The sequence below is a fragment of the Luteolibacter sp. Populi genome (assembly GCF_040801775.1).
In the GTDB taxonomy this organism is placed as follows: domain Bacteria; phylum Verrucomicrobiota; class Verrucomicrobiia; order Verrucomicrobiales; family Akkermansiaceae; genus Haloferula.
On the sequence record NZ_CP161812.1, the window covers coordinates 5,129,179 to 5,149,066 of the forward strand.

The following is a 19,888-nucleotide window of genomic DNA, read 5'->3' on the forward strand; positions in this document are numbered from 1 at the left end:
GGGGAACTGTATAGCAGGAGAATTCCCGCCGTCGCCTAGTTTTCAGACTACTCTTCTGAACACTTATCCCGATTGACGAAAACCCCGATTTCTGCTACTCCTTGGAAGTCCCGACGGGCTCTTTAGCCCCTCCGGTCCGGCGGCCCTCTTCTGCGGCTGCCGGGTGGTTCCAAGCTCCGGCACCATTGCAACAGCACGGACGGATACACTCCGCCTTTAAAAGATGGACCGGGCGGTCAATACGGTCCTGGGCGATGCCCCCTCATTCCTCACGCTGCTTCTTGAAAGCCGCATGGGGGTAAGGGGGCTTATGGATCGGAAGAGGCATTGAATTCAGGAGGAATCTCCTTGGGCGCTCCAGAACGACGCTCAATGCCACGCTTGTCGCCGAAGGCAGGCCCGGCTTGGCTGACCGGCGAATGAAGGGAACACTGTGGTGCCTGCACGGGGCCGTCGGGATGGCGGCGGATTGGCGCGGGCTGGCGGTGCCGGGCTGGGCGGTGCAGCGGGTGGATTTGTGGCGCTTCCTGGACTGTTGCCCGATGACGATGGGCGAGTTTGGCCGGGCCTTGAATCGGGAAGTAGAAGCGGCTGAGGGGAAGCGGGTTTTGGTGGGGTATTCGATGGGGGCGCGGCTGGGGCTGCATGCGCTGCTGGAGAGCGGGCACTGGGATGCGGCGGTGCTGGTGGGGCCGCATCCGGGCTTGGAGAGGGAAGAGGAACGGGCGGCGCGGCGGGCGGGGGATGCGGAGTGGGCGAGTATGGCTTTGTCCGGGGAGTGGGGGGAGTTTTTGGAGAAGTGGGAAGGGCAGGGGGTTTTCGGGCGAACATCGAACATCGAACGTCCAACATCGAACGTCGAAGTGAAGATGGCGGGGCGGGGTGGGCTTGTGGGGCGGCGGCGGGAGGTGGCGCGGAGCTTTGTGGATTGGTCGCTAGGGGTGCAGGAGCCGCTGTGGGGGCGGCTGCGGGAGATCGCTTGCCCGGTGCTGTGGTGCGCGGGGGAGGAGGATGGGAATTTCCGGACGCTGGGGGAGAGGGCCGTGCCGCTGCTGCCGCGGGGGGAATTGTGGGTCGCGCCGGGGGCGGGGCACCGGGTGCCCTGGGATGCTCCGGCGGCATTCCAAGAGAAGCTGGGGGAATTTCTTGAGCGGGTGGCGGGCTAGGCTGAGACTCCCGCCGCCATGTGGACCAGCGTTCGGGAATTCGAGGACATCCGTTACGAAACGACGGATGAGGGGCAGATTGCCAAGATCACGATCAACCGGCCGGAGGTGCGCAATGCCTTCCGCCCGCAGACGGTGAAGGAGATGCTGATCGCCTTCGAGCTGGCGCACGAGGACCCGGACGTGGGCGTGATCATTCTAACGGGCGAGGGGCCGGACGCCTTTTGCTCCGGCGGCGACCAGAAGGTGCGCGGCCACGCCGGCTACATCGGCAGCGATGGCGTGCCGCGTCTCAACGTGCTGGACCTGCAGAAGAAGATCCGCGGCCTGCCGAAGCCGGTGGTGGCGATGGTGGCCGGCTACGCGATCGGCGGCGGCCATGTGCTGCACATCGTGTGCGACCTGACCATCGCGGCGGACAATGCGCGCTTCGGGCAGACGGGGCCGAAGGTGGGGTCTTTCGACGGCGGTCTTGGGTCGAGCTACCTCGCGAGAATCGTCGGCCAGAAGAAGGCGCGGGAGATCTGGTACCTGTGCCGGCAGTATGATGCGCAGCAGGCGCTGGAGATGGGCCTGGTGAATACCGTGGTGCCGCTGGCGGACCTGGAGAAGGAGACGATCCAATGGTGCCGCGAGATGCTCGAGCATTCGCCGCTGGCGCTGCGTTGCTTGAAGTCGGCGCTGAATGCGGACTGCGACGGGCAGATGGGTTTGTTGGATTTGGCGGGGAACGCGACGCTGCTTTATTATATGAGCGAGGAAGCGAAGGAAGGGAAGCAGGCCTTCGTCGAGAAGCGGAAGCCGGACTTCAAGAAGTTTCCAAGGGTGCCGTAGGTGCCTGACGCGGGCAGGGACCTTTCTCCGAAAGGTCCGGCGGGGGGCGGCTTGAACTTTCGCTACGATGCCGCTCCGATAAAACCGCCGCCATCCGCCGGACCGCTCGGAGAGCGGTTCCTGCCATTTCAAGGCAGCCTCTTCGGCTCTTGCACCGCAATCCGCAGCCGCCGCTTTGTTTGCTTGGCATCCGGGGGGCGGGGGGGCTTTCTCCCGGCGTGATCAAGCCGCTGCTGATGGCCACCCGGCCGAAGACCTTGCCCGCTGCCATCGTGCCGGTGTGGGCGGGCTGCGTGCTGGCGTGGAGGCTGACCGGGCGATTCGATCTACTGCTGGCGCTGTGCACGGTCGGCGGGGCGGTTTTCATCCAGATCGCGACGAATCTCTTCAACGACGCGATCGATGCGGCGAAAGGCGCGGACACCGAGCGGAGGCTGGGGCCGCAGCGGGTGACGGCCAGCGGGCTGCTGTCGCGGCGGGCGGTGATGACGGGGGCGCTTGTTTTCCTGTTGCTGGCGATCTTGTGCGGGGCAGTGCTGATCCATGCGGCGGGCTGGCCGATCCTGGCGATCGGGGTGCCTTCGATGTATCTGGCGTATGGCTACACCGGCGGGCCCTTCCCGTTGGCTTACCGGGGGATGGGGGAGCTTTTCGTGGTGGCCTTCTTCGGGCTGGTGGCGGTGGCGGGGACGGTCTTCGTCCAGACCCTGCAATGGCGGCCGGAGGCACTGCTTCTCGGTGGGCAGATCGGGCTGCTGTCGGCGGTGCTGATCTCGATCAACAACCTGCGCGACCGCGAGGAGGATGCCACGACCGGCAAGCGGACGCTGGCGGTGCGGCTCGGACCGAAGGCGGCGCGGATCATCGTGTGGCTGGAGATCAAGCTAGCGGTCTTCCTTGGCCTGGGCTGGTTCGTCTTCGGCCAGCCTTTCCTGGTGCTGGCGGTGCTGCCGCTGCTGACGCTGGGCCTGCGGATCATCTGGAGCGCCTTCACGATGCCGGAGGGACGGGAAATGAACCGGCTGCTGGCTTTGTCCGCCTTGCAACTTGTGGCCTTCGCGGGACTTTTCCACGTGCTGGCCATCCTCCTTTGAAGTTCCAAGTAAGAAGGACCAAGTGCCAAGAAAGACAGGAAAGACCTTTTGGAGGGCACTATGAGGCTGTTCATTGGCACTTGGAACTTCTCACTTGGAACTTCTCACTTGGAACTTCCTGCTTGGCACTTGGAACTTCTTACTTGGCACTTAGCTGACATGCCCATCACCGATCTCACCACGTCCTCCGGCACGCTGATCTGGTATTGGCATTACCGGTTGAAGAGCCGCCGCAATCTCAATTCGCGTTCGTCGCGGAAGGAGTTCGAGGGGGTGCTGCTCAAGGACTCGGAGGGCGGCCATGCCTGCCTGCATCCATGGCCGGAGCTGGGTGATCCCAGTTTGCAGAAGTGTCTGGAGGATCTCGCGGGACCGCGGAGCCGGTCGATCGTGCGGCGGGCGCTGCGCTGCCTGGAGATGGATGGTGCGGCGCGCTCGGTAGAGGATGCGCTGTTCGAGGAGCTGGAGGTGCCGGCCAGCCACGCGACGCTGGTGGCGGCCAATGCGGAGGAAGTCACGCGGGCGGTGGACGCGGGCTTCGGCGTGGCGAAGCTGAAGAGCGGTGCCTACATCGAGAAGGAAGGAGATCTGCTGGTCGCGATGGCGAAAGCCCATCCGGCGCTGCGCTGGCGGCTCGACTTCAATGAAAGCGGCGAAGCCGAGGAACTGGCGGCGTGGCTCAAGCGCTTGCCCGAGGACATAAGAAGCCGGATCGAGTTTCTAGAAGACCCCTGCGAGTATTCGGAGAGCACGTGGGGCAAGCTGCACCGCGAGACGCGGATCGCGCTGGCGGTGGATCGCGAGTCCTCGCCGCAGTCCGCGGCGGCGCAAGTAATGGTGATCAAGCCGGCGTTGGATGAGCCATGGCTGCTCGCGGAAGCGGCGCAGGAAATGGGCCAGCGCGTGGTGGTGACGAGCTACATGGACCACCCGCTGGGTCAGGCTTTTGCGGCTTGGGAGGCGGGGCGGCTGGCGCTGCAATTCCCCGGGCTGGTGGGTGTATGCGGCTTGCAGACGCATCATCTTTTCGAGACGGATGCCTTTACCGAAGCGCTGGGTCCGTGGACGCCGGCCTTCCATGCGCCGCCGGGCACGGGGCTGGGCTTCAATGACCTGTTAGACAAGTTGCCATGGAAGCGGCTGGCCTGATTGGTCACGAGTTTTGGGAGGCTGATGCGCCGGTCCTGATGGGCTGGGACGGTGCCGTGCCCGCGGGGATTCCGGGGTTGGTTTTCTTCCGCAGTTCCGGGAGCACGGGCGAGCCGAAGTGGATCGGCCTGAGCCGGGCCGCGCTGAAGGTCTCGGCCGCGGCGGTGAATGCGCATCTCGGAGTGACGGCCGATAGCTGCTGGGTACTGGCGCTGCCGCTGCATCACGTCGGCGGATTCGGGGTGGTGGCTCGTGCGGATCAGGCGGGCTGCCGGATGGAGCATTTCAGCGGGAAGTGGGAGGCGGCGGGATTCGCGCGATGGCTGGGCGAGGCGGGTGGAACCCATCTCTCGCTGGTGCCGACGCAGGTGCATGATCTGGTGGTGGCAGGCCTGCGCGCGCCGGCGAGTCTGCGGGCGATCGTGGTGGGCGGCGGGATTCTGGCCGAGGCGACGGGTCGCGCGGCCCGCGATCTGGGCTGGCCGGTGCTGGCGAGCTACGGGATGACCGAGGCGGGATCGCAGATCGCGACGCAGGATTTCGAATTACTAGATCAGCCGTATGTCACCGCGCCGCTCGGCTTGCTGCCGTGTTGGGATGCCATGACGGACGGGGAGGGGCGGATCATGATCCGCGGCGGGGCGCTTTTCTCCGGCACGCTGAAGTCGGCCGAAGGCGAGTGGAAGTACGAGGAGCGTAGTGGCGAGTGGTTCGCGAGTTCCGATCTCGGCCGCGTTGACAGGCGGATGCTGCACATTGCCGGGCGCGCGGATATGCTGGTGAAGATCTTGGGGGAACTGGTGGATCCGGTGGCGGTCGAGTCCGAGATCGTCGCGCTGGCGGGTGCTGCTCCGGGATCTGCCGTAGTTGTCGCGGTAGCCGATCCGCGGGCGGGCAACCAACTGGTATTGATCCACGAAAACGTCACCACGGATGCAAAGGCTTGGGAGAGGGCGCTGGAGGCTTATCACGGCAGTTGCCCGGGATACCGGCGGATCAGCCGGGTGATTGGGATTGAGACGATTCCGCGGAGTCCGATGGGCAAACCGCGGCGTGCGGAGCTGGCACGATTCGCGATGCGGAGTGTGATTTGAGGGTTGCCATTCCTGCGGCGATGGCGATAGTTCAGATGTCTTGATAAAGAGACCATTCCAATTGCCGCCGCGTGGCGGTTTGACGGGGCCCGGTGGCGGACCGGGATTCCGTTCCCCGTGATCCGCCGGTAACTTAGCCCTACCCCACCAGCCCCATGATCCATCGTGCCGAGGACCCCCAAGCCCGACTTTTCGAAATCCAACAAGGTGGAGGAAGCGGGCGAAGGGCCAGCGGAGCGGGGAAGAAGGCGCACCCGAGCGACTTCGGGTTGCGTGCCCCGAACCAAGCCGTGAAGAATTTCGTATTAGATACGAACGTGCTATTGCACGACCCGGCCTGTCTGGGCCGCTTCGCGGATAACCATATCTGCCTGCCGGTGGATGTGCTCGCGGAGCTGGACCGCTTCAAGACGGAGCAGACCGAGCGCGGTGCGAATGCGCGCAAGATCCACCGCATGCTCACGGAGATGTTCTCCTGTGCGCGGAAGGTGACCAGCGGGGTGCCGACCGATGGCGGCGGCAGCATCCGCCTGGTCGTGTATGATCCGCAGATGTGCCCGAAGAATTCGGACATGCTGACGCGTTTCCACCGGATCTTCCCGGACAAGGAGCGTGTGGACCACCGGATCCTCGCCTGCACCTTGCTGCTGATGACCCACAACCAGTCGCCGGTGATGCTGGTGACGAAGGATCTCAACATGCAATTGAAGGCCCGGGCGGTGGGCATCGATTGCCAGGACTATCTCAACGACAAGGTCGATCCGAAGGAGGCATCCGCCTACGATGTCCGCCGTATCGAAGTGGATACCTCGGACATGCAGCGCTTCGCCAGCACGGGCGAGCTCGCGGTGGGCCGGGATTTCGAGGAGATCACGGTGAATGAGTACGTGCTGCTGGCCTCGGGTGAAAAGCAGACGATGCCGGCGCGGATGGCCGCGGACGGCCGCCTGGTCCGCCTGCAGATCCCGGAGTCGCTGAAGATCCAGGACGGCACCGCGCTGAAGCCGATGAACCTCGGCCAGCGCTGCCTGATCGACGCGCTGCTCAATCCGGATATTTCGCTGGTGACCTGCTTCGGCCAGGCCGGGACCGGCAAGACCCTGATCGCGGTGGCGGCGGGTCTGCATGAGATGTTCAACCGCCGCTACAACGGCCTGACCGTGAGCCGCCCGGTGGTCGCGATGGGTGATCAGCTCGGCTTCCTGCCCGGCACGCTGGACGAGAAGATGCGGCCTTGGCTGCAGCCGATCCACGACGCGCTGGATCTGCTGATGCGGCCGGCGACCCCGCTGGGCCCGCGCCGGAAGCAGGCGAAGAAGGAGGACGGCCAAGGCGGTGGCGGCGGTCCGGTCAAGAAGCCGTGGGAACACCTGATGGAGCAGGGAATCATCGAGGTGGAGGCGCTGTGCTACATCCGCGGGCGCTCGATCCCGAACCGTTTCTTCGTGCTGGATGAGGCGCAGCAGCTGACCCCGCAGGAGGCCAAGACCGTGGTGACCCGGATGTCCCGCGGCTCGAAGCTGGTGCTGGCCGGGGATCCCGCCCAGATCGACAATCCTTACGTGGACAGCCGCAGCAACGGCTTGGTTTACACCAAGAACCGGCTGAAGGGCTTGCCCTTCGTGGCCCACGTTTCGCTCAGCCGCGGGGAACGCTCGGAGCTGGCCGATGCCGGGGCGCAATTGATGTAAGGACGGCGAAGCCGGGAAGTTCCAAGTAAGAAGTTCCAAGTGCCAAGGGTGGGAAGTTCCAAGTGAGAAGTTCCAAGTCCCAAGAAAGGCAGGAAGAGCTTTCCGGTGTCGTGCCGGGAGGCGGTTTCTTGGGACTTGGTCCTTATTACTTTGCACTTCCTGTCTCGGCTCCCCGCGCCCTGATTGACAGTCCGCGGGCTGCATCGTTTACTCGCACTGATGTTACGCTGGTTCCGCGGTTGTCTGGTTGTTGCCCCGGTGCTGATGTCCGGCTGTGGCATGTACCAGAAGAGCAACGGTTGGCGGGATGCGCTGATGATGCAGACGGCGCAGCTCGGTTACCGGAATTGGATCGTGGTGGCGGAAGCGTCTTTCCCGGCCCACAGTCGGCCGGGGGTGCGCCAGATCACTGCCGACGAGGAAATCCCGGCGGTGGTGGACGAGGTGCTGCGGACCTTGGAGCGGACCGAGCATGTCACGCCGAATGTCTTCGTGGCCCGTGAAATGCGGGTGGTGGAGAACGACTACGCGCCGGGGATCGACGAATTCCGCAAGCAATTGCACGGCGCGCTGCATTCCCGGGAGACCACGGAGCTGGAGCAGCAATCGCTGCTGACCCTGATGGAGGACGCGACCAAGAGCTTCGAGGTGCTGGTGATCCGCACCAATACGGCGCTGCCCTACACCAGCGTCTTCATGGAGCTGCAGCCGGGCTACTGGAATGCCGATTCGGAGGACCGCCTGCGCGACCGGATCGAGCGGCAGCGGATGGAAAAGCTGGCCCGGCCGCTGCCTTGAGGGCAATTTCCCGCGGCGAACATGAACAAGACCGAAGAAATCCGGCTTGAGCGGGAGTCCGCTTGGATTGGCGATGCCGTGCTGGCGCTTTTTGCGCGGAGCTGGGTATTGCGCGAGCGCGGGACGATGGATGGCGAGTGGTTCACCCGGCTGACCTCGAACGGCTTCCTGAGTGCCTTCGGCGCTCCGACGGCGGTGGAGGCGAAGATCGGCAAGATTTACCGTGAGCAGGGGCTGGAGGCGGCCTTCGCGTGGATCGAGGCGGAATTCGTGCCGCTGTTCCGGAAGCAGATGGCGAATCGGTAGGCGGCCTATTTGAAGGCGCGGCCTTTCGTGAGGTAGCCGGCGAGGGCCAGGGCTGCGAAGGCGATGAGGGCGGAGATTCCGGTGAGGGTCCAGACGCGGGAGTCATCGCCGACCTGGAAGCCGCGGTAGATGGCGAGCGGCAAGGTCTCGGTGACGCCGGGGATCAGGCCGGCGACCATCATGGTGGCACCGAATTCCCCGAGGGCGCGGGCGAAGCCGAGGATGAGGCCGGCGGCGATCCCGCGGCGGGAGAGCGGGATGCTGACGCGGATGAAGACTTGCCACGGGGTTTTGCCGAGGGTGGAGGCGGCTTCTTCCAGATAGCGCGGGACTTCCTCGAAGGCGGTGCGGATGCAGCGGAGGAGGAGGGGGAAGGCCATGACCGCGAGGGCGATGACGACGGCCTTCCAGGTGAAGATGACCTCGATGTCCATGCGTTCCAGCCAGGGGCCGAGGGGGCCGCGTTTTCCGAAGAGTCTGAGAAGCAGGAGACCGGTGACGACGGGCGGCAGGACCAGGGGCATCATGGCCAGGGTCTCGACCAGCGCTTTGCCGGGCCAGCGCTTGCGGGCCAGGACCCAGCCAAGGGCGAGGCCGAAGGGCAGGGAGACGACGACGGCGAGGGCTGACATGCCCACGGTGAAGAGAATCAGCCTGATGTCGTCTGCGGGCATTCGGGATGAGGACAAGAGACGCTGTTTAGGATGGGCGGGTCAATGGGATCTTGAAGTACGGGGGAGCTGGTAGAATCGCGGCGCAGCCGCTTTGGAGCACCTGAACCGCGCTGAAGGGGTGTGGAGCATGGAGTAACTCGAAAAAGAGGTTTTACTGAAAACCAAAGGGTTATAATTCTTGTTACTCGGGAGTGCGGCGAGCATCGCCGCTTTTCCGCATTGAATCCACCTGTTAGTTGACCTCACCGGACGATCGAAAGCGTCGGCCCCTCCGACCCCTCCGGCGCACTCCTTGGAATCGCCGTGTTCCGGGACTTCTCGGGGTAGGGGAACATTCCATAGGTGGATTCGGTGCGACGATCTCCGGGGTCCACGCGCAGGAAAGCGGCGATGCTCGCCGCACTCCAAAGCGGCTGCGCCGCCTTCTGTTGGACCCGTCTTGGTGGAGGGGATCAGTGCGCCCCGGTCGGGACTTGCGCGATGCCGAAGCCGCGGGCCTTGAAGACGGCGGTGGCTTTTTCGGACTTCAGGAACGTGACGAACTTCGCGGCCCCGTCGGCGTGCTTGCTCTCCGTGCAGACGGCGACGGGATAGATGATCTCCGGGGCATCTCCCGCGGGGACGGTCCAGGCGACCTTGGCCTTTCTGGAGACTGCGGCGTCAGTCTTGTAGACGATGGCGGCGTCGACATTGCCGGACTCCACCGCGGCGAGGGCGGCGCGGACGTTCTCGCTGGCGATGCACTTCGGCCCGATCTTTTCCCAGAGGCCGGCCTTGGTGAGCCAGGCCTTGGCGTAGACTCCGGCAGGCACGGCGGCGGGGTCGCCGATGGAGATGCGCTTGAGGCTTGCCAGATCCGCGGCGGAAGCGATCTTGGCCGACGAATCCGAGGGCACGACGATGACCAGGGAATTGGTCAGCAGAGGTGCGACTTCCTTCACGAGATTCGCCTTGGTGGCTTTGTCCATGTTCGCTTCGTCGGCGGAGATGAAGACATCGATCGGCGCGCCTTCCTGGATCTGGCGGACGAGGACGTTCGAGCCGGCGAAGACCGGGGTGGCCTTGTTGCCGCTGTCCTTTTCGTAGGCGGCGGCGATCTCGGTGAGGGCCTCGGTCAGGCTGGCGGCGGCGGCGACGCGGATTTCCCCGGCGCGGGCGGAGAGGACAGCGGCGAGGGCGAGGAAGGAGCAGAGGATCAGGGATTTCATGGCGCGGGGACGATCGGGCGGGTGAGGATGATCTGCTTCACTTGCCGGATCCAGCGGGAGTGGCGCAGGTCATCGGCAGCTACCACCATGCGCGGGCCTTCATGATCGTCCAGCGGCTTTCCATCCGCTTGGTCGGCGAGGATGATGTTTTGAGCGCGGAAGGCGGGATCGAGTTCGGCAAGGGAGAAGGCGACCTGATAGTTGTCTGCCGCTGTTAGGAGGACGACGCGGTTCATCTCGGGTCCGCGGAGGGTGTCGCCACTCGGTGCGCCGAGCAGCTTGAGGACTTCCGACATGGCCACGCCGGAGTAGAGCTTGTCGGTGCCGTCGCGGGCTTTCCCCTTGAGTTCGGCACGGGGCAGCTTTTCCCACGCTGCCTGGTCGAGTTCCTTCCACTGCTTGCCATCGTGGAGACGCAGCAGGGGTTCGGCGAAGACGGGAGCGATCAGGCAGGGGATCGCGGCGAAGATGAGGAAGAGCTTAGAATTCATGGCGGAGATCGACGAAGAGGCTGCGGCCGGGTTCGGGGAAGCCCTCGTCCAGTTGTTGGTTGCGGTCGAGAAGGTTGGTCGCGCCGAAGCCGAGCGTGCATTCGCCGGGCAGGCTGACCTCGGCCTTGAAGTCGACGCTGGCGTAGGTGCCGACGCGCTTGCCGGTGCTGCTGACATCGCGGGAGTCGGCCCAGACGAAGGAGGGGATGAGCTTCACGTTCTCGTGGACTTGGATCTTGGAGAAGAGGAAGACCTCGTGCTCCGGCGTGCCGATGATGTGGATGCGCGGGTTGCTGCGGTTCTCTGCATTGATCCAGGCGTAGCGCAGGCCGGTCTCGATGCAGTCGGTCCACTTCATGCCGACGGCGGTCTCGAATCCGCGGTGCTCGGCTTCGCCGACATTCTGGAGCTGGAAGAGGCCTGCGCCGCCGGGGGTGAAGGCGACGTTGTCGAAGCGCTGGATCGCGTCGTCGATGCGCGAGTAGAAGACGCCGGTTTCCCACTGGAAGCGGTTGTCCCAAGCGGTGCCGGCGAGGCCGAGATCAAAGTGGTCGACGGTCTCCGGCTTCAGGTCGGGATTCGGGATCGCCTGGCCCATGCGGTAGGAGTAGCGGTCCTTAATGGTGGGGAAGCGGCTCTTCTCCGCCCAGCCGAGGTGGCCTTCGAGGGTCTCGGAGAACTTGTGCTTCCAGATCAGCGAGGGGTTCCATGAGTCGACCTCCTCTCCCGTTAGAGGCGCGCCGGTGTTGGTGTCCACCGCGTCATTGATCCGCCGCCAGTCGTAGCTGATGCCGGCGACAAGCGAGCTACCCCAGGGGAAGCTGTGTTCCGCTTCCAGGCCGAGCGATGCGGTCTCATCCTCGAAGGTGTACTTCGGCGCGCCGAGGTTCATCTCCTCGTGGTGGTCCACCTTGTAGTGGAAGGCGGTGGCGATGCGGGTGGCCTTGAGCGAGCGGTTCTCCACTTTCACCATGCCACCCGCGGTCCAGTCGTCATAGTAGGAGTTGAAGGAGGATCCCAGGGTCTGGGACGAGTAGCTGGCGTTGTCGAAGGCGCGGAGGAGGTTCTCGAAGCGGTCGTAGTGGAGATTCGTCTCCAGCGTGGTGTCCGCGCCGAGCTCGGTGCGGGTCAGCATGTAGTAGGTGTCCTTGTCCCACTGCGGCCACTGCCAGAAACGCGGACGGATGGTCTTGTCGTAGCCGGTGTAGGGCGGATTGCCCTTCTCGCCGCGCTGGATCCAGAAGCCGAGGACGTATTCGTCCTCCGGTGCCGGGGTCCAGCCGAGGCGACCGGAGGCGCGCCAGTCGTTGCGGTAGGAATTGTTGCGGCGGCCGCCATCTTCGGTGGGTCGGGGCACGAAGTCATCGGAAAGCTCGAAGGCGGATTGCTCGATCCAGGAGAGATCGAATTGCCAATACCACTTGTCCTGGCGACCGCCCGCGCCGAGGCCGGCTTCCCAGCCGCCGCCGCTGAAGGCACCGGCGTGGACATCGCCTTCCAGCTCTTTGGTCGGACGGCGGGTGAAGACATTGATCAGGCCGCCGAGGGTGTTAGGTCCTGCTAGAACCGGGCTGAGGCCCTTCGCGACTTCGATCTCGCCGGCATCGGGAATGGTGAAGCGACCGAGGTCGGGATAGCCATCGTAGACGACGTAGGCGGGAATGCCGTCAATGAAGACGGGCACTTGGCGCAGGTCGAAGCCGCGGACGGTGACCATCGTTTCGGCGCGGGCTCCCACACGGGTGAGGCTGACGCCCGGCAGGAGCGTAAGGGCTTCGGCGAGATCACGGCGCTCGAAGTCCTCCGCTTCCTCGCTGGTCACGCGGTTGCTGATGTCCGGCTTCATCGCTTCGACTACCAGTTCGCCGAGTTCGGAAGGATCGGCCATTGCGGCCAGCGGCGCGATCCACAGGAGGGGGAGTGCTCTCATCGCGAGCTACCTCGCCATGTTCGATATGTTTTGTAAAGTATATCGGTGGCCTGCGGAGTCTGCCTGCGATGAATTCGCTTAATCGTTCCCAAGCATTGAACGCATCTTTTCCAGCGAGGGTTGTGCGGCCTTCTCCGCTGCGGCGACCGCTTTCCGGTAGAGTTCCATGATGGTGGCGCCCGATTTGGTCAGCTCCGCTCCGCCTTGGTCCTTGCCGCCGCGGTGGAGGATCACGACCGGCTCGCGGAAGGCGAAGTTCATGCTTTTCACGAGCTTCCAAGCCTTGGAGTAGGACATGCCCATGGCGCCGGCCGCATCCTGAAGGCTCCCGAGGTCGCGGATCTTTTCGAGCAGTTCGGCCTTTCCCGGTCCGAAGGATAGATCGCCGCGGACATGGAGGCGGATGAGGTGTTTCTCCGGCGTCACGATCCATGCTCGCCATGGAGACGGGCCTGCGGCAAGACAATCGGCGGATGGATTGGCGCGAACATCCCGCGAACCGCGACTTCACCCCGGAGGCGAAGGTGGAGGTGCTGCGGCAGATGATGCGGATCCGGAGATTCGAGCAGACGACACTCAAGTATTATAACGGCGGGAGGATCGGAGGCTGGCTGGTCTTGAGCATCGGTCAGGAGTCGATTGCCGCTGCTGCGCGTTCATTGATGGGCCCGGAGGACCATTCGATCAGCGGTTGGCGCGGGATGGGTCATGCCATCGCCGCGGGGATGGAGATGGGGCCGTGCATGGCGGAGTTGTTTGGCAAGGCCGGCGGTTGCTCGAAAGGGAAGGGCGGTGCCTTGTCCTTCTTCGCGCCGGAGAAACATTTTTGGGGCTGCTACCCTTTGGCTGCGGCGCACACTCCATTGGCGGCGGGCTTGGCCTTCGCCTTGAAGCAGAGGCAAAGTGAGGGTGCGGTGGCGTGTTTCTTGGGAGAAGGTTCGGTGAATCAGGGTGTCTATCATGAGTCCTTGAATCTTGCCGGACTCTTCGGGCTGCCGGTGGTGTATGTGATCGAGAACAATCGCTTCGCCATGTTTACTTCGGAAGCTCGCTCATCGCGGTTCAAGGATTGTCTGGCGCGGCGGGCGGAGACCTACGGGATTGCCTGGGACAAGACCGGCGATGGCGATCTTTACGAACTGCGGGCGCGGCTATCCGTGGCCTTTGATCGGGCGAGGAAGGAGTGCCAACCGACGGTGATTGAGATCCCGACTTACCGCTACTACGGGAGCCACGTGGCGGATGCGAACCACAAGAAATACCGGACGCCGGAGGAGATCGAGCACATGAAGGCGACGCGTGATCCGATCGTGCGCTGGAAGGAGACCTTGCTCTTGGAGGGATTGGTCAGCGATGACGATGTGGAGCGCATGGATGCCGAGGCCAAGGCGGAGGCGATGGCCGCTGTAGAATTCGCCGAGGCGAGTGCGCCGCCGACGGTGGAAGATATCGTGAAGGACGTCTATTGGGAGTCGGACCACGGGACCGAGGCCTCGAAGATCGGCCGGCATTTCTTTTAGGTGGTCCACAGTCACCGGGCTGGGGACCATCCCCATATGCATGAAGTGATGCCTGCCTCCGCGGTCCCGGGGGGCAGGCATGCGGCGGATCGCCTTGCGTTACCTGTGGAACGCCAGCCAGCCGTAGAAGGCGGTGAAGGTGAAGAAGAGCAGGGTCAGGAGATGGTAGCCGGCGCGGAGCCACCACTTGGTGAGGAAGGGCTCGGCGTCCATGACCCATTGGAGGGCGACGCGGACGCCCCAGAAGAGGGCATTCGCGCCGCAGACCATCTTCGCGAGGCGGCTGTCGCCGGCGAGATCGCTGGCGGCGCAGAGGCTGAAGAGGCCGAGGGTCAGGATGGCGGCGGCGGTGTAGACGCCATAGATCCAGTACATCTGGCGGTGGAGCTTCGGGAGCACCGCGAAGGCTTCCTTCCAGTTCAACTGCTGGGGCACGAGGGCCGAGGCGATGAGGATCGAGATCTGGAGCGCTCCGGCGGCTTGGATGGCCAGGGGCAGCGGGATATCAAAAGGCAAGTTCATGGAGGTAGTCGAAGAAGGGATTGATGATCCGCAGCACGAAGGGCGGCGGGAATAGCAGTGCGACTGTTAGAAGGAGCAGGCCCTGGGTGAAGGTCCAGCCGCGCGCGCCCTTGCCGAGGCCGAGGCGCTTGCCGGGTTTGGTGCGCTCGGCCAGTGCGGCGAGACCTTGGAGAGTGAAGAAGATCATCGGCCCGCCGTAGCCGCCGCCCGCGGGCACGGTGATCGCGAGTTCGTGGATCACGCCGCTGAAGAGGAAGCCGGACATCAGGGCGGCGGCGCTGCCCCACCTGCGCAGGACCGGCTTGAAGACCATGCGGTGGGTCAGGTCGCGGAAGGCGATGTTCCAGTGCTTGCCCCAGAAGGCCGAGACGGAGGTCGCTGCCATCGGGCGGTTCATCAGCGGGACGGCGTTGATGCCGCGCGAGCGCCAGAAGCAGCTCAGGAGGTGGAAGCTGCCGAAGTGCAGCAGGAAGATGATCCCGACCATGGCGATCCAGCCGCGGACCATGGGTGGATCAAAGGCGCGCGAGGCGAGGAGCAGCCCGATGCCGAGTGCGGTCTTAAGTGCTGCCGCGGTCCATTCCGAGGCTGTGGGAGCTTTTTTGGCGACCCCTCTGAGGAAGGCGTCGGCATCCATGCCGGGCCAGAGAAAGAGGTAGGCCGCCTTGCGCGGGGAGGAGGCTTCGGTTCCCTTGGCCCAGCGGAAGCTCAGCCACTTCAGGATCGCAAACATCGCAACGGCGATGGCCCACATGAAGGCCCAGCGGGGGACTTCTCCGGGTAACCACGGCACTGTTTCCACGACGAGGCGATCTAACACCTTTGCCGGCCAATCAGGAAGCCAATAGCAAATCCTTCATGCATTCTTCATCTCTTCTTTCAGGAGTTGGAGGAACTTCGCCAATGCCGGGTTGGTGTCGCCCTTCCGCCAGCCAGCTCCCACCGACCAGGCGGCATCCTTGTCCTTCAGGGGGTGCACGCGCATGCCCGGGAAGCGGCTGGTGCCGACGGATTCGGGGATGATGGCGATGCCGAGGCCCGCCTGCACCAGCGCCAGGGCGGTGGTGAATTCGGGAACCTGCTGGACGACCCGCGGGTGGAAGCCGGACTTCGCACAGAGCCGCAGCATGTGGTTGAAGAAGCCCGGCGCCCGCTCTTCCGTGATGCTGACGAAGGGCCGCTCGCGGCAGTCGGCCAGTGTCGCATGGGCGGGCAAGGGCAGGGCGGGGGAGGACACCAGGACGAGGCGGTCCTTGATCACCGGCAGAATTCGAAACGCGTCCGGAGCGGGGAGGCGCAGGAAGCCGAGGTCGAGCTTGCCGTCGCGCAGGGCCTCGACCTGCTCGGCGGTGGACATGTCGCGCAGGTCCACGCCGATGCCCGGGGCGATCTCGCGGAGGCGGACGATCAGGCGCGGCACGAACTCCAGGGTGTGGAAGCCGAAGCCGATCGAGAGGTGGCCGCTTTCGCCGCGGGCCGAGCTTTGGGCACGCTCCAGCAGGCGCTCGAAACCGGTGACCATGGTCCGTGCTTCCTTCAGGAACTGCTTGCCGAAGCTGCTGAGCGCAGTGCCGTGCCGCCCGCGCTCGAAGAGGGGGCTGCCGAGTTCGCCCTCCATCCGCCGGATCTGCTTGGTCAGGGCCGGCTGGCTCAGGTGCAGCAGGCTGGCGGCGCGGCCGAAGTGCAATTGTCCGGCCAGCAGGACGAAGGATTTCAGCTCGCGCATCTCCATAACCGGAGGTTATCACGGTCATGAGAAGATGCCATTGGAAGAATCGGATGGAATCGGGCAGGATGCCGCCATGCATCAAGAGGCCACTTACGCCGGAGCTGCGCTGGCGAGCGCGGAAGAGCAGGGGCGCAGCCGTCTGGCGGCGTCGTTGCTGTTCCTGGTGAACGGCATTGGTTTCGGAACCTGGGCGGCGCTGATTCCCTCGATCAAGCAGAAGTTCGGGCTCACGGAATCGATGCTCGGGTGGGTGCTACTGAGCCTCGCTGCCGGTGCGATGATCTCCATGTCCCTGGTGGGCCGCGTCCTTGCCCGCCACGGCAGCCGCTCCTTGCTGCGCTGGCTCGCGCCCGCCTACTGCATCGCGCTGGCGATGATTCCGCTGGCGCCGAATCCCGCCGTGCTCTTCGTGGTGGGTATCTTGTTCGGAGCCTTCAAGGGCTCGCTGGATGTTTCGGAAAATGCGCAGGCGATGACCATCGAGAGCCGTCGCTCGACGCCGATCATGTCGAACCTACAGGCGCTCTGGAGCCTTGGCGGCTTGATTGCAGCGACCGCGGTCGGAATGGCATTGCGGAATGGGGCGGAGCCGGTGGCGATCACCCTCTCGATCGCGGGCGTGCTGCTGTTGACCTCGCTTTTCTGCACGGGAAGCCTGGCGGGCGGGGATGCTGCCGCCACCAAGCCGAAAGGCGGCTTCACGATGCCGGATAGCAGGCTGCTGCGGATCGGGGCGCTGGCTTTCCTGGTGCTGTTCATGGAGGGCGCGATGATGGATTGGAGCGCGGTGTATGCCCGCAGCGTCGCGCAAGCGGCGGACTGGCTGGCACCTTTCGCCTTCGGGGCTTTCTCGCTGTCGATGGCCACGGGTCGTTTCCTCGGCGACCGCATCCTGGCCAAGCACGGCGGGCTGACGGTGCTGCGGGTGAGCGGTATCCTGATTTTCATCGGGCTATTGATCGTCGTCTTCCTGCCCTTTTGGCAGATGACCTTCGTGGGCCTCGGGTTTGCGGGTCTGGGTCTGGCGAACATGGTTCCGGTCCTGCTCGTGGCGGGGGGGCGCGCGCACAAGGGAAGCGTGGCGCAGGGCGTGGCGACGGTATCGGTGATCGGTTACTTTGGCTTCCTGGTGGGTCCGCCTGCGATCGGTGGCTTGAGCCATTGGGTGGGCTTGCCGGGAGCTTTCGGGATGATCTTGTTCTTCGCGCTGCTACTGGCGTTGCCGGGACCGGCGGTGTTGCGCTCGGCCTCGAAGGCCTGAGCGCGGGCGGGCCATCGATACCACGAATGGTGGTGATCGGAAGATGCGATTGGCCGCGGTGGCGCTTTGGGGGAATGATGACGGCGATCACTTCCTCTTGCCGTCATGGAACTTTACCAACTCCGCACCTTTCTCGCTGTCGCCGAAGAACAGAATCTGACGCGTGCCGCGGAGAAGCTCTTCACCAGCCAGCCGGCGGTGAGCGCCCAGATCAAGGCGCTGGAGGATGAAGTCGGCGTGCGCCTCTTCGACCGCGGCGCGAAGGGCATGAAGCTCACACGCGCCGGCGAAGTGCTGCGCGAGCAGGCCCGCCGGATCGTCGATGCGGCGAAGGACTTCAAACACAGCGCCGACAGTCTGCGCGGCTCGGTCTCGGGGGAGCTGGTCTTCGGCGTCAACAATCGTCCGGAAATCCTGCGCCTGGTCGAGATCCTGCGCTCGATCTCCGACGAGCACGCGGATCTGTGCTTCGAGCTGGTGAATGGCAGCAGCGGCGTGGTGCTCCAAGGAATCGAGGAGGGCAGCATCTCGATCGGCTTCTTCGAGGGGCCCTGCGAATCACAGAAGATTGTTTCCCACGAAATCGATCAGATCGAACTCTGCATCGCCGCGCCGGTGGAGTGGGCCAAGGAGCTCTCGAAGCCCGATTGGAAGCTGCTGGAGAGCAAGCCGTGGATCTTCACCTCGCCCGCCTGCTCGTATTCCCGCTTCATCCAGCGCATCAGCCAAGAGCAGGGTCTGAGTCTCAACCGCCGCTTCCAGGTGAACGAGGATCTCACGGTGCTCAACATGGTGGCCGAGGGGCTTGGCCTCACCGTGACGGCCATCGCGCAGATCAAGGCGAACGGTTTCGAGGACCGGGTGGTGCCGTTGCCGCATTTCCGGGCCATGTCGCCGCTGAGCATCGGCTACCTCGCCGCGAACGAAAACGATCCGTCCATCGCCGCCGTGCGCGATCATGTCCTGCAAGTCTGGGAGAAACCGGCGCACCTCACGGTCCCGGTCATTCCCTTCCGCAGCGCCCGCGCCATCCAACGCAAACCCCGCTCACGCTCATGAATATCTTCGTCCCTTCCACGACGATTCCGGCCGAGATGCGCCGGCGGGAAGCCGCACGGGCGCGGATCGCCTATGGTCAGGTATTTTCACGCCTGCTGGAGGACACCGAGACGGTGAGCTTCCGCGTGATCTCCGGGCACCTCTGGGTGACCCAGGAAAACTCGCGGGACGATCTCCTGATGAGCGCCGGCGATGCCATGGCCTTTACGGGCCCGGGACGCCTGGTGGCCGAGGGCATCGAGGATGGAGCGGTGGTGGAACTCGGCTAATAGCGCCGCGCCATCATCATCATCTTCGGGCTCATGTAGAAGCCTTCCTTGGCGTAGAAGTCCTGCGCTGCGGTCTCGCGTGCGGTCAGCGTGTAGATGCGGTTGACGCCCGCCGCTTGCAGGCGGGTGTGAAGCTCTGCAAGCAGGGCTGCACCGATGCCCTGGCGCTGGCGGTCATTCGCCACGCAGAATTCTAACAAGAAGTAGTGCAACTCCTCCTGGTAGCGTTGCGAGTAGCCGAAGGCCAGGGCCACGATGTCCGCGCCATCCTCCGCGATCAGGCCGAGGAAGTTCGGCGTGCGTGCGCAATCGGCGAGGCGTTGCAGCGCGCTATCGTCGGTCCACGCTTCGTTCCATGGCGGGGCGTTGAATGCCTCGCGGAAGAAGGTGGCGCAGTCGGTCCAATCCGCCGGGACCGTTTCACGGATTTTCACGCTCATGAGGATGATGTCGGTTCGAGGGCTTTGGAGAGGATCACGCTGGTGTAGTTCGTGTTGCCCCAGGAGACGCGTTCCACTTCGCGATAGCCACAGCGGGCATACCAATCGCGCAGGCGATAAGCGCCTTCGGCGGTATCGAGAGCCAGTTCCTCCGCTCCCTTTTGACGGGCCTCGTCTTCCATCAACCGCATCAGCTTGCTCCCGATCCCCCGGCCCTGGAGATCCGGCCTCACCCCGAATTGCCCGAAGGAGAACACCTCGGGACGGCCGTACCAATTGCAGTCCGACCCCGGCTCGCTCGAATACAGAGTCACCGTCGCCACGATTTCCCCGGCGAATTCCCCGACAAAAGGGAATCCCCGCAGCAGCCGCTTCAGCGTCACCTCATCCTCTTGATAAGTCGCGGTGTAGCGTAGCCCCATCGCCGCCAAGGGTGCATACGCCGCATGCAGCATCGCCGTGATCGGCGGAATCTCGTCTTCCTCCCGATAGGGCCGGATGATAAGCGCGGCGGGCATGCGTCGCATCTAACTGCCTGCTTCCTGCCTGTCGATCCTCTCGCGCGGTGCTTTCACGTTTCCCGTCATGTAGGGGAAATCCCTTTTAATTGCCTTCCGACCAAAAAGTCGCAGACAACGAAGACTTGCTCCGCA

General features: G+C 64.3%; 22 protein-coding genes. 12 read left to right on the plus strand and 10 right to left on the minus strand.

Going from position 1 to position 19,888, the window contains the following annotated elements:
• Positions 1-419: 419 nt before the first annotated feature.
• From ABWK72_RS20760 to ABWK72_RS20795, 8 genes are all read left to right on the plus strand, one after another.
• Positions 420-1,166, plus strand: coding sequence for an alpha/beta fold hydrolase (locus ABWK72_RS20760; RefSeq protein WP_367871492.1), 747 nt, complete (start codon positions 420-422; stop codon positions 1,164-1,166).
• Between the two features lie 18 nt (positions 1,167-1,184).
• Positions 1,185-2,000: a 1,4-dihydroxy-2-naphthoyl-CoA synthase gene (menB, locus tag ABWK72_RS20765; RefSeq protein ID WP_367871493.1), complete on the plus strand. Its 816-nt coding sequence runs from the start codon at positions 1,185-1,187 to the stop codon at positions 1,998-2,000.
• A gap of 218 nt (positions 2,001-2,218) precedes the next feature.
• Positions 2,219-3,094 (plus strand): 1,4-dihydroxy-2-naphthoate octaprenyltransferase, encoded by an 876-nt coding sequence (gene menA / locus ABWK72_RS20770; RefSeq protein ID WP_367871494.1) that lies wholly within the window; start codon positions 2,219-2,221, stop codon positions 3,092-3,094.
• Between the two features lie 159 nt (positions 3,095-3,253).
• On the plus strand, positions 3,254-4,243 hold the full coding sequence (locus ABWK72_RS20775) for an enolase C-terminal domain-like protein (RefSeq protein ID WP_367871495.1): 990 nt from the start codon (positions 3,254-3,256) through the stop codon (positions 4,241-4,243).
• Positions 4,225-5,337, plus strand: coding sequence for an AMP-binding protein (locus ABWK72_RS20780; RefSeq protein WP_367871496.1), 1,113 nt, complete (start codon positions 4,225-4,227; stop codon positions 5,335-5,337). The genes ABWK72_RS20775 and ABWK72_RS20780 overlap by 19 nt, the downstream gene beginning before the upstream one ends.
• Positions 5,338-5,627: 290 nt before the next feature.
• The gene (locus ABWK72_RS20785) at positions 5,628-7,028 is read left to right on the plus strand and encodes a PhoH family protein (RefSeq protein WP_367871497.1); all 1,401 of its coding nucleotides are present in this window, start codon (positions 5,628-5,630) and stop codon (positions 7,026-7,028) included.
• Between the two features lie 219 nt (positions 7,029-7,247).
• Positions 7,248-7,826: an RbsD/FucU domain-containing protein gene (locus tag ABWK72_RS20790; RefSeq protein WP_367871498.1), complete on the plus strand. Its 579-nt coding sequence runs from the start codon at positions 7,248-7,250 to the stop codon at positions 7,824-7,826.
• Positions 7,827-7,847: 21 nt separating this feature from the next.
• Positions 7,848-8,132, plus strand: coding sequence for a hypothetical protein (locus tag ABWK72_RS20795; RefSeq protein WP_367871499.1), 285 nt, complete (start codon positions 7,848-7,850; stop codon positions 8,130-8,132).
• Between the two features lie 5 nt (positions 8,133-8,137).
• Here the strand turns inward: ABWK72_RS20795 and modB are convergent, their stop codons facing one another.
• The 5 genes from modB to ABWK72_RS20820 form a co-directional block, all read right to left on the minus strand.
• Entirely contained in the window at positions 8,138-8,764 is a 627-nt protein-coding gene (gene modB, locus ABWK72_RS20800; protein WP_367871500.1) for a molybdate ABC transporter permease subunit, read from the minus strand.
• A gap of 494 nt (positions 8,765-9,258) precedes the next feature.
• Positions 9,259-10,014, minus strand: coding sequence for a molybdate ABC transporter substrate-binding protein (gene modA, locus ABWK72_RS20805; protein WP_367871501.1), 756 nt, complete (start codon positions 10,012-10,014; stop codon positions 9,259-9,261).
• Positions 10,011-10,505 carry a hypothetical protein gene (locus ABWK72_RS20810; RefSeq protein WP_367871502.1) on the minus strand — a complete coding sequence of 165 codons (495 nt, stop codon included), beginning with the start codon at positions 10,503-10,505 and terminating at the stop codon, positions 10,011-10,013. The genes modA and ABWK72_RS20810 overlap by 4 nt, the downstream gene beginning before the upstream one ends.
• A complete protein-coding gene (locus ABWK72_RS20815) occupies positions 10,495-12,435 on the minus strand; it encodes a TonB-dependent receptor plug domain-containing protein (protein WP_367871503.1) in 1,941 nt (646 codons plus the stop codon). The genes ABWK72_RS20810 and ABWK72_RS20815 overlap by 11 nt, the downstream gene beginning before the upstream one ends.
• Positions 12,436-12,513: 78 nt before the next feature.
• Positions 12,514-12,861, minus strand: a complete 348-nt coding sequence (locus tag ABWK72_RS20820) for a winged helix-turn-helix domain-containing protein (protein WP_367871504.1) — start codon at positions 12,859-12,861, stop codon at positions 12,514-12,516.
• 47 nt (positions 12,862-12,908) lie between these two features.
• Here ABWK72_RS20820 and ABWK72_RS20825 point away from each other — a divergent pair, with 47 nt between their 5' ends.
• Complete coding sequence (locus ABWK72_RS20825) at positions 12,909-13,955, plus strand: thiamine pyrophosphate-dependent dehydrogenase E1 component subunit alpha (protein WP_367871505.1); 1,047 nt, start codon at positions 12,909-12,911, stop codon at positions 13,953-13,955.
• Positions 13,956-14,054: 99 nt separating this feature from the next.
• On the opposite strand, the gene ABWK72_RS20830 is transcribed toward ABWK72_RS20825, so the two are convergent.
• From ABWK72_RS20830 to ABWK72_RS20840, 3 genes are read right to left on the minus strand one after another with little or no spacing between them, the layout of a single operon-like run.
• Positions 14,055-14,477: a hypothetical protein gene (locus ABWK72_RS20830; protein WP_367871506.1), complete on the minus strand. Its 423-nt coding sequence runs from the start codon at positions 14,475-14,477 to the stop codon at positions 14,055-14,057.
• Positions 14,461-15,279: a membrane bound O-acyl transferase family-domain-containing protein gene (locus ABWK72_RS20835; RefSeq protein WP_367871507.1), complete on the minus strand. Its 819-nt coding sequence runs from the start codon at positions 15,277-15,279 to the stop codon at positions 14,461-14,463. Before ABWK72_RS20835 ends, ABWK72_RS20830 begins: the two co-directional genes overlap by 17 nt.
• Positions 15,280-15,333: 54 nt before the next feature.
• Entirely contained in the window at positions 15,334-16,203 is an 870-nt protein-coding gene (locus tag ABWK72_RS20840) for a LysR substrate-binding domain-containing protein (RefSeq protein WP_367871508.1), read from the minus strand.
• 34 nt (positions 16,204-16,237) lie between these two features.
• On the opposite strand from ABWK72_RS20840, the gene ABWK72_RS20845 reads away from it, so the two are divergent.
• From ABWK72_RS20845 to ABWK72_RS20855, 3 genes are all read left to right on the plus strand, one after another.
• Positions 16,238-17,467 (plus strand): MFS transporter, encoded by a 1,230-nt coding sequence (locus tag ABWK72_RS20845; RefSeq protein ID WP_367871509.1) that lies wholly within the window; start codon positions 16,238-16,240, stop codon positions 17,465-17,467.
• Positions 17,468-17,572: 105 nt separating this feature from the next.
• On the plus strand, positions 17,573-18,526 hold the full coding sequence (locus ABWK72_RS20850) for a LysR family transcriptional regulator (protein WP_367871510.1): 954 nt from the start codon (positions 17,573-17,575) through the stop codon (positions 18,524-18,526).
• Positions 18,523-18,795 carry a DUF2917 domain-containing protein gene (locus ABWK72_RS20855; RefSeq protein ID WP_367871511.1) on the plus strand — a complete coding sequence of 91 codons (273 nt, stop codon included), beginning with the start codon at positions 18,523-18,525 and terminating at the stop codon, positions 18,793-18,795. Before ABWK72_RS20850 ends, ABWK72_RS20855 begins: the two co-directional genes overlap by 4 nt.
• Here ABWK72_RS20855 and ABWK72_RS20860 read toward each other — a convergent pair.
• Together ABWK72_RS20860 and ABWK72_RS20865 are read right to left on the minus strand one after the other, a co-directional pair.
• The gene (locus tag ABWK72_RS20860; protein ID WP_367871512.1) at positions 18,792-19,229 is read right to left on the minus strand and encodes a GNAT family N-acetyltransferase; all 438 of its coding nucleotides are present in this window, start codon (positions 19,227-19,229) and stop codon (positions 18,792-18,794) included. The genes ABWK72_RS20855 and ABWK72_RS20860 overlap by 4 nt on opposite strands.
• Before the next feature lie 2 nt (positions 19,230-19,231).
• Positions 19,232-19,753, minus strand: a complete 522-nt coding sequence (locus ABWK72_RS20865) for a GNAT family N-acetyltransferase (protein WP_367871513.1) — start codon at positions 19,751-19,753, stop codon at positions 19,232-19,234.
• Positions 19,754-19,888: the final 135 nt, after the last annotated feature.

Excerpts from the sequence above, each read along its gene's own strand:
- ABWK72_RS20760 (WP_367871492.1), top strand. The coding sequence starts at position 420 with ATGAAGGGAACACTGTGGTGCCTGCACGGGGCCGTCGGGATGGCGGCG.
- menB (WP_367871493.1), top strand. The coding sequence starts at position 1,185 with ATGTGGACCAGCGTTCGGGAATTCGAGGACATCCGTTACGAAACGACG.
- ABWK72_RS20775 (WP_367871495.1), top strand. The coding sequence starts at position 3,254 with ATGCCCATCACCGATCTCACCACGTCCTCCGGCACGCTGATCTGGTAT.
- ABWK72_RS20780 (WP_367871496.1), top strand. The coding sequence starts at position 4,225 with ATGGAAGCGGCTGGCCTGATTGGTCACGAGTTTTGGGAGGCTGATGCG.
- ABWK72_RS20790 (WP_367871498.1), top strand. The coding sequence starts at position 7,248 with ATGTTACGCTGGTTCCGCGGTTGTCTGGTTGTTGCCCCGGTGCTGATG.
- ABWK72_RS20795 (WP_367871499.1), top strand. The coding sequence starts at position 7,848 with ATGAACAAGACCGAAGAAATCCGGCTTGAGCGGGAGTCCGCTTGGATT.
- modB (WP_367871500.1), bottom strand. The coding sequence starts at position 8,764 with ATGTCAGCCCTCGCCGTCGTCGTCTCCCTGCCCTTCGGCCTCGCCCTT.
- modA (WP_367871501.1), bottom strand. The coding sequence starts at position 10,014 with ATGAAATCCCTGATCCTCTGCTCCTTCCTCGCCCTCGCCGCTGTCCTC.
- ABWK72_RS20810 (WP_367871502.1), bottom strand. The coding sequence starts at position 10,505 with ATGAATTCTAAGCTCTTCCTCATCTTCGCCGCGATCCCCTGCCTGATC.
- ABWK72_RS20815 (WP_367871503.1), bottom strand. The coding sequence starts at position 12,435 with ATGAGAGCACTCCCCCTCCTGTGGATCGCGCCGCTGGCCGCAATGGCC.
- ABWK72_RS20825 (WP_367871505.1), top strand. The coding sequence starts at position 12,909 with ATGGATTGGCGCGAACATCCCGCGAACCGCGACTTCACCCCGGAGGCG.
- ABWK72_RS20830 (WP_367871506.1), bottom strand. The coding sequence starts at position 14,477 with ATGAACTTGCCTTTTGATATCCCGCTGCCCCTGGCCATCCAAGCCGCC.
- ABWK72_RS20840 (WP_367871508.1), bottom strand. The coding sequence starts at position 16,203 with ATGCGCGAGCTGAAATCCTTCGTCCTGCTGGCCGGACAATTGCACTTC.
- ABWK72_RS20845 (WP_367871509.1), top strand. The coding sequence starts at position 16,238 with ATGCCATTGGAAGAATCGGATGGAATCGGGCAGGATGCCGCCATGCAT.
- ABWK72_RS20850 (WP_367871510.1), top strand. The coding sequence starts at position 17,573 with ATGGAACTTTACCAACTCCGCACCTTTCTCGCTGTCGCCGAAGAACAG.
- ABWK72_RS20855 (WP_367871511.1), top strand. The coding sequence starts at position 18,523 with ATGAATATCTTCGTCCCTTCCACGACGATTCCGGCCGAGATGCGCCGG.
- ABWK72_RS20865 (WP_367871513.1), bottom strand. The coding sequence starts at position 19,753 with ATGCCCGCCGCGCTTATCATCCGGCCCTATCGGGAGGAAGACGAGATT.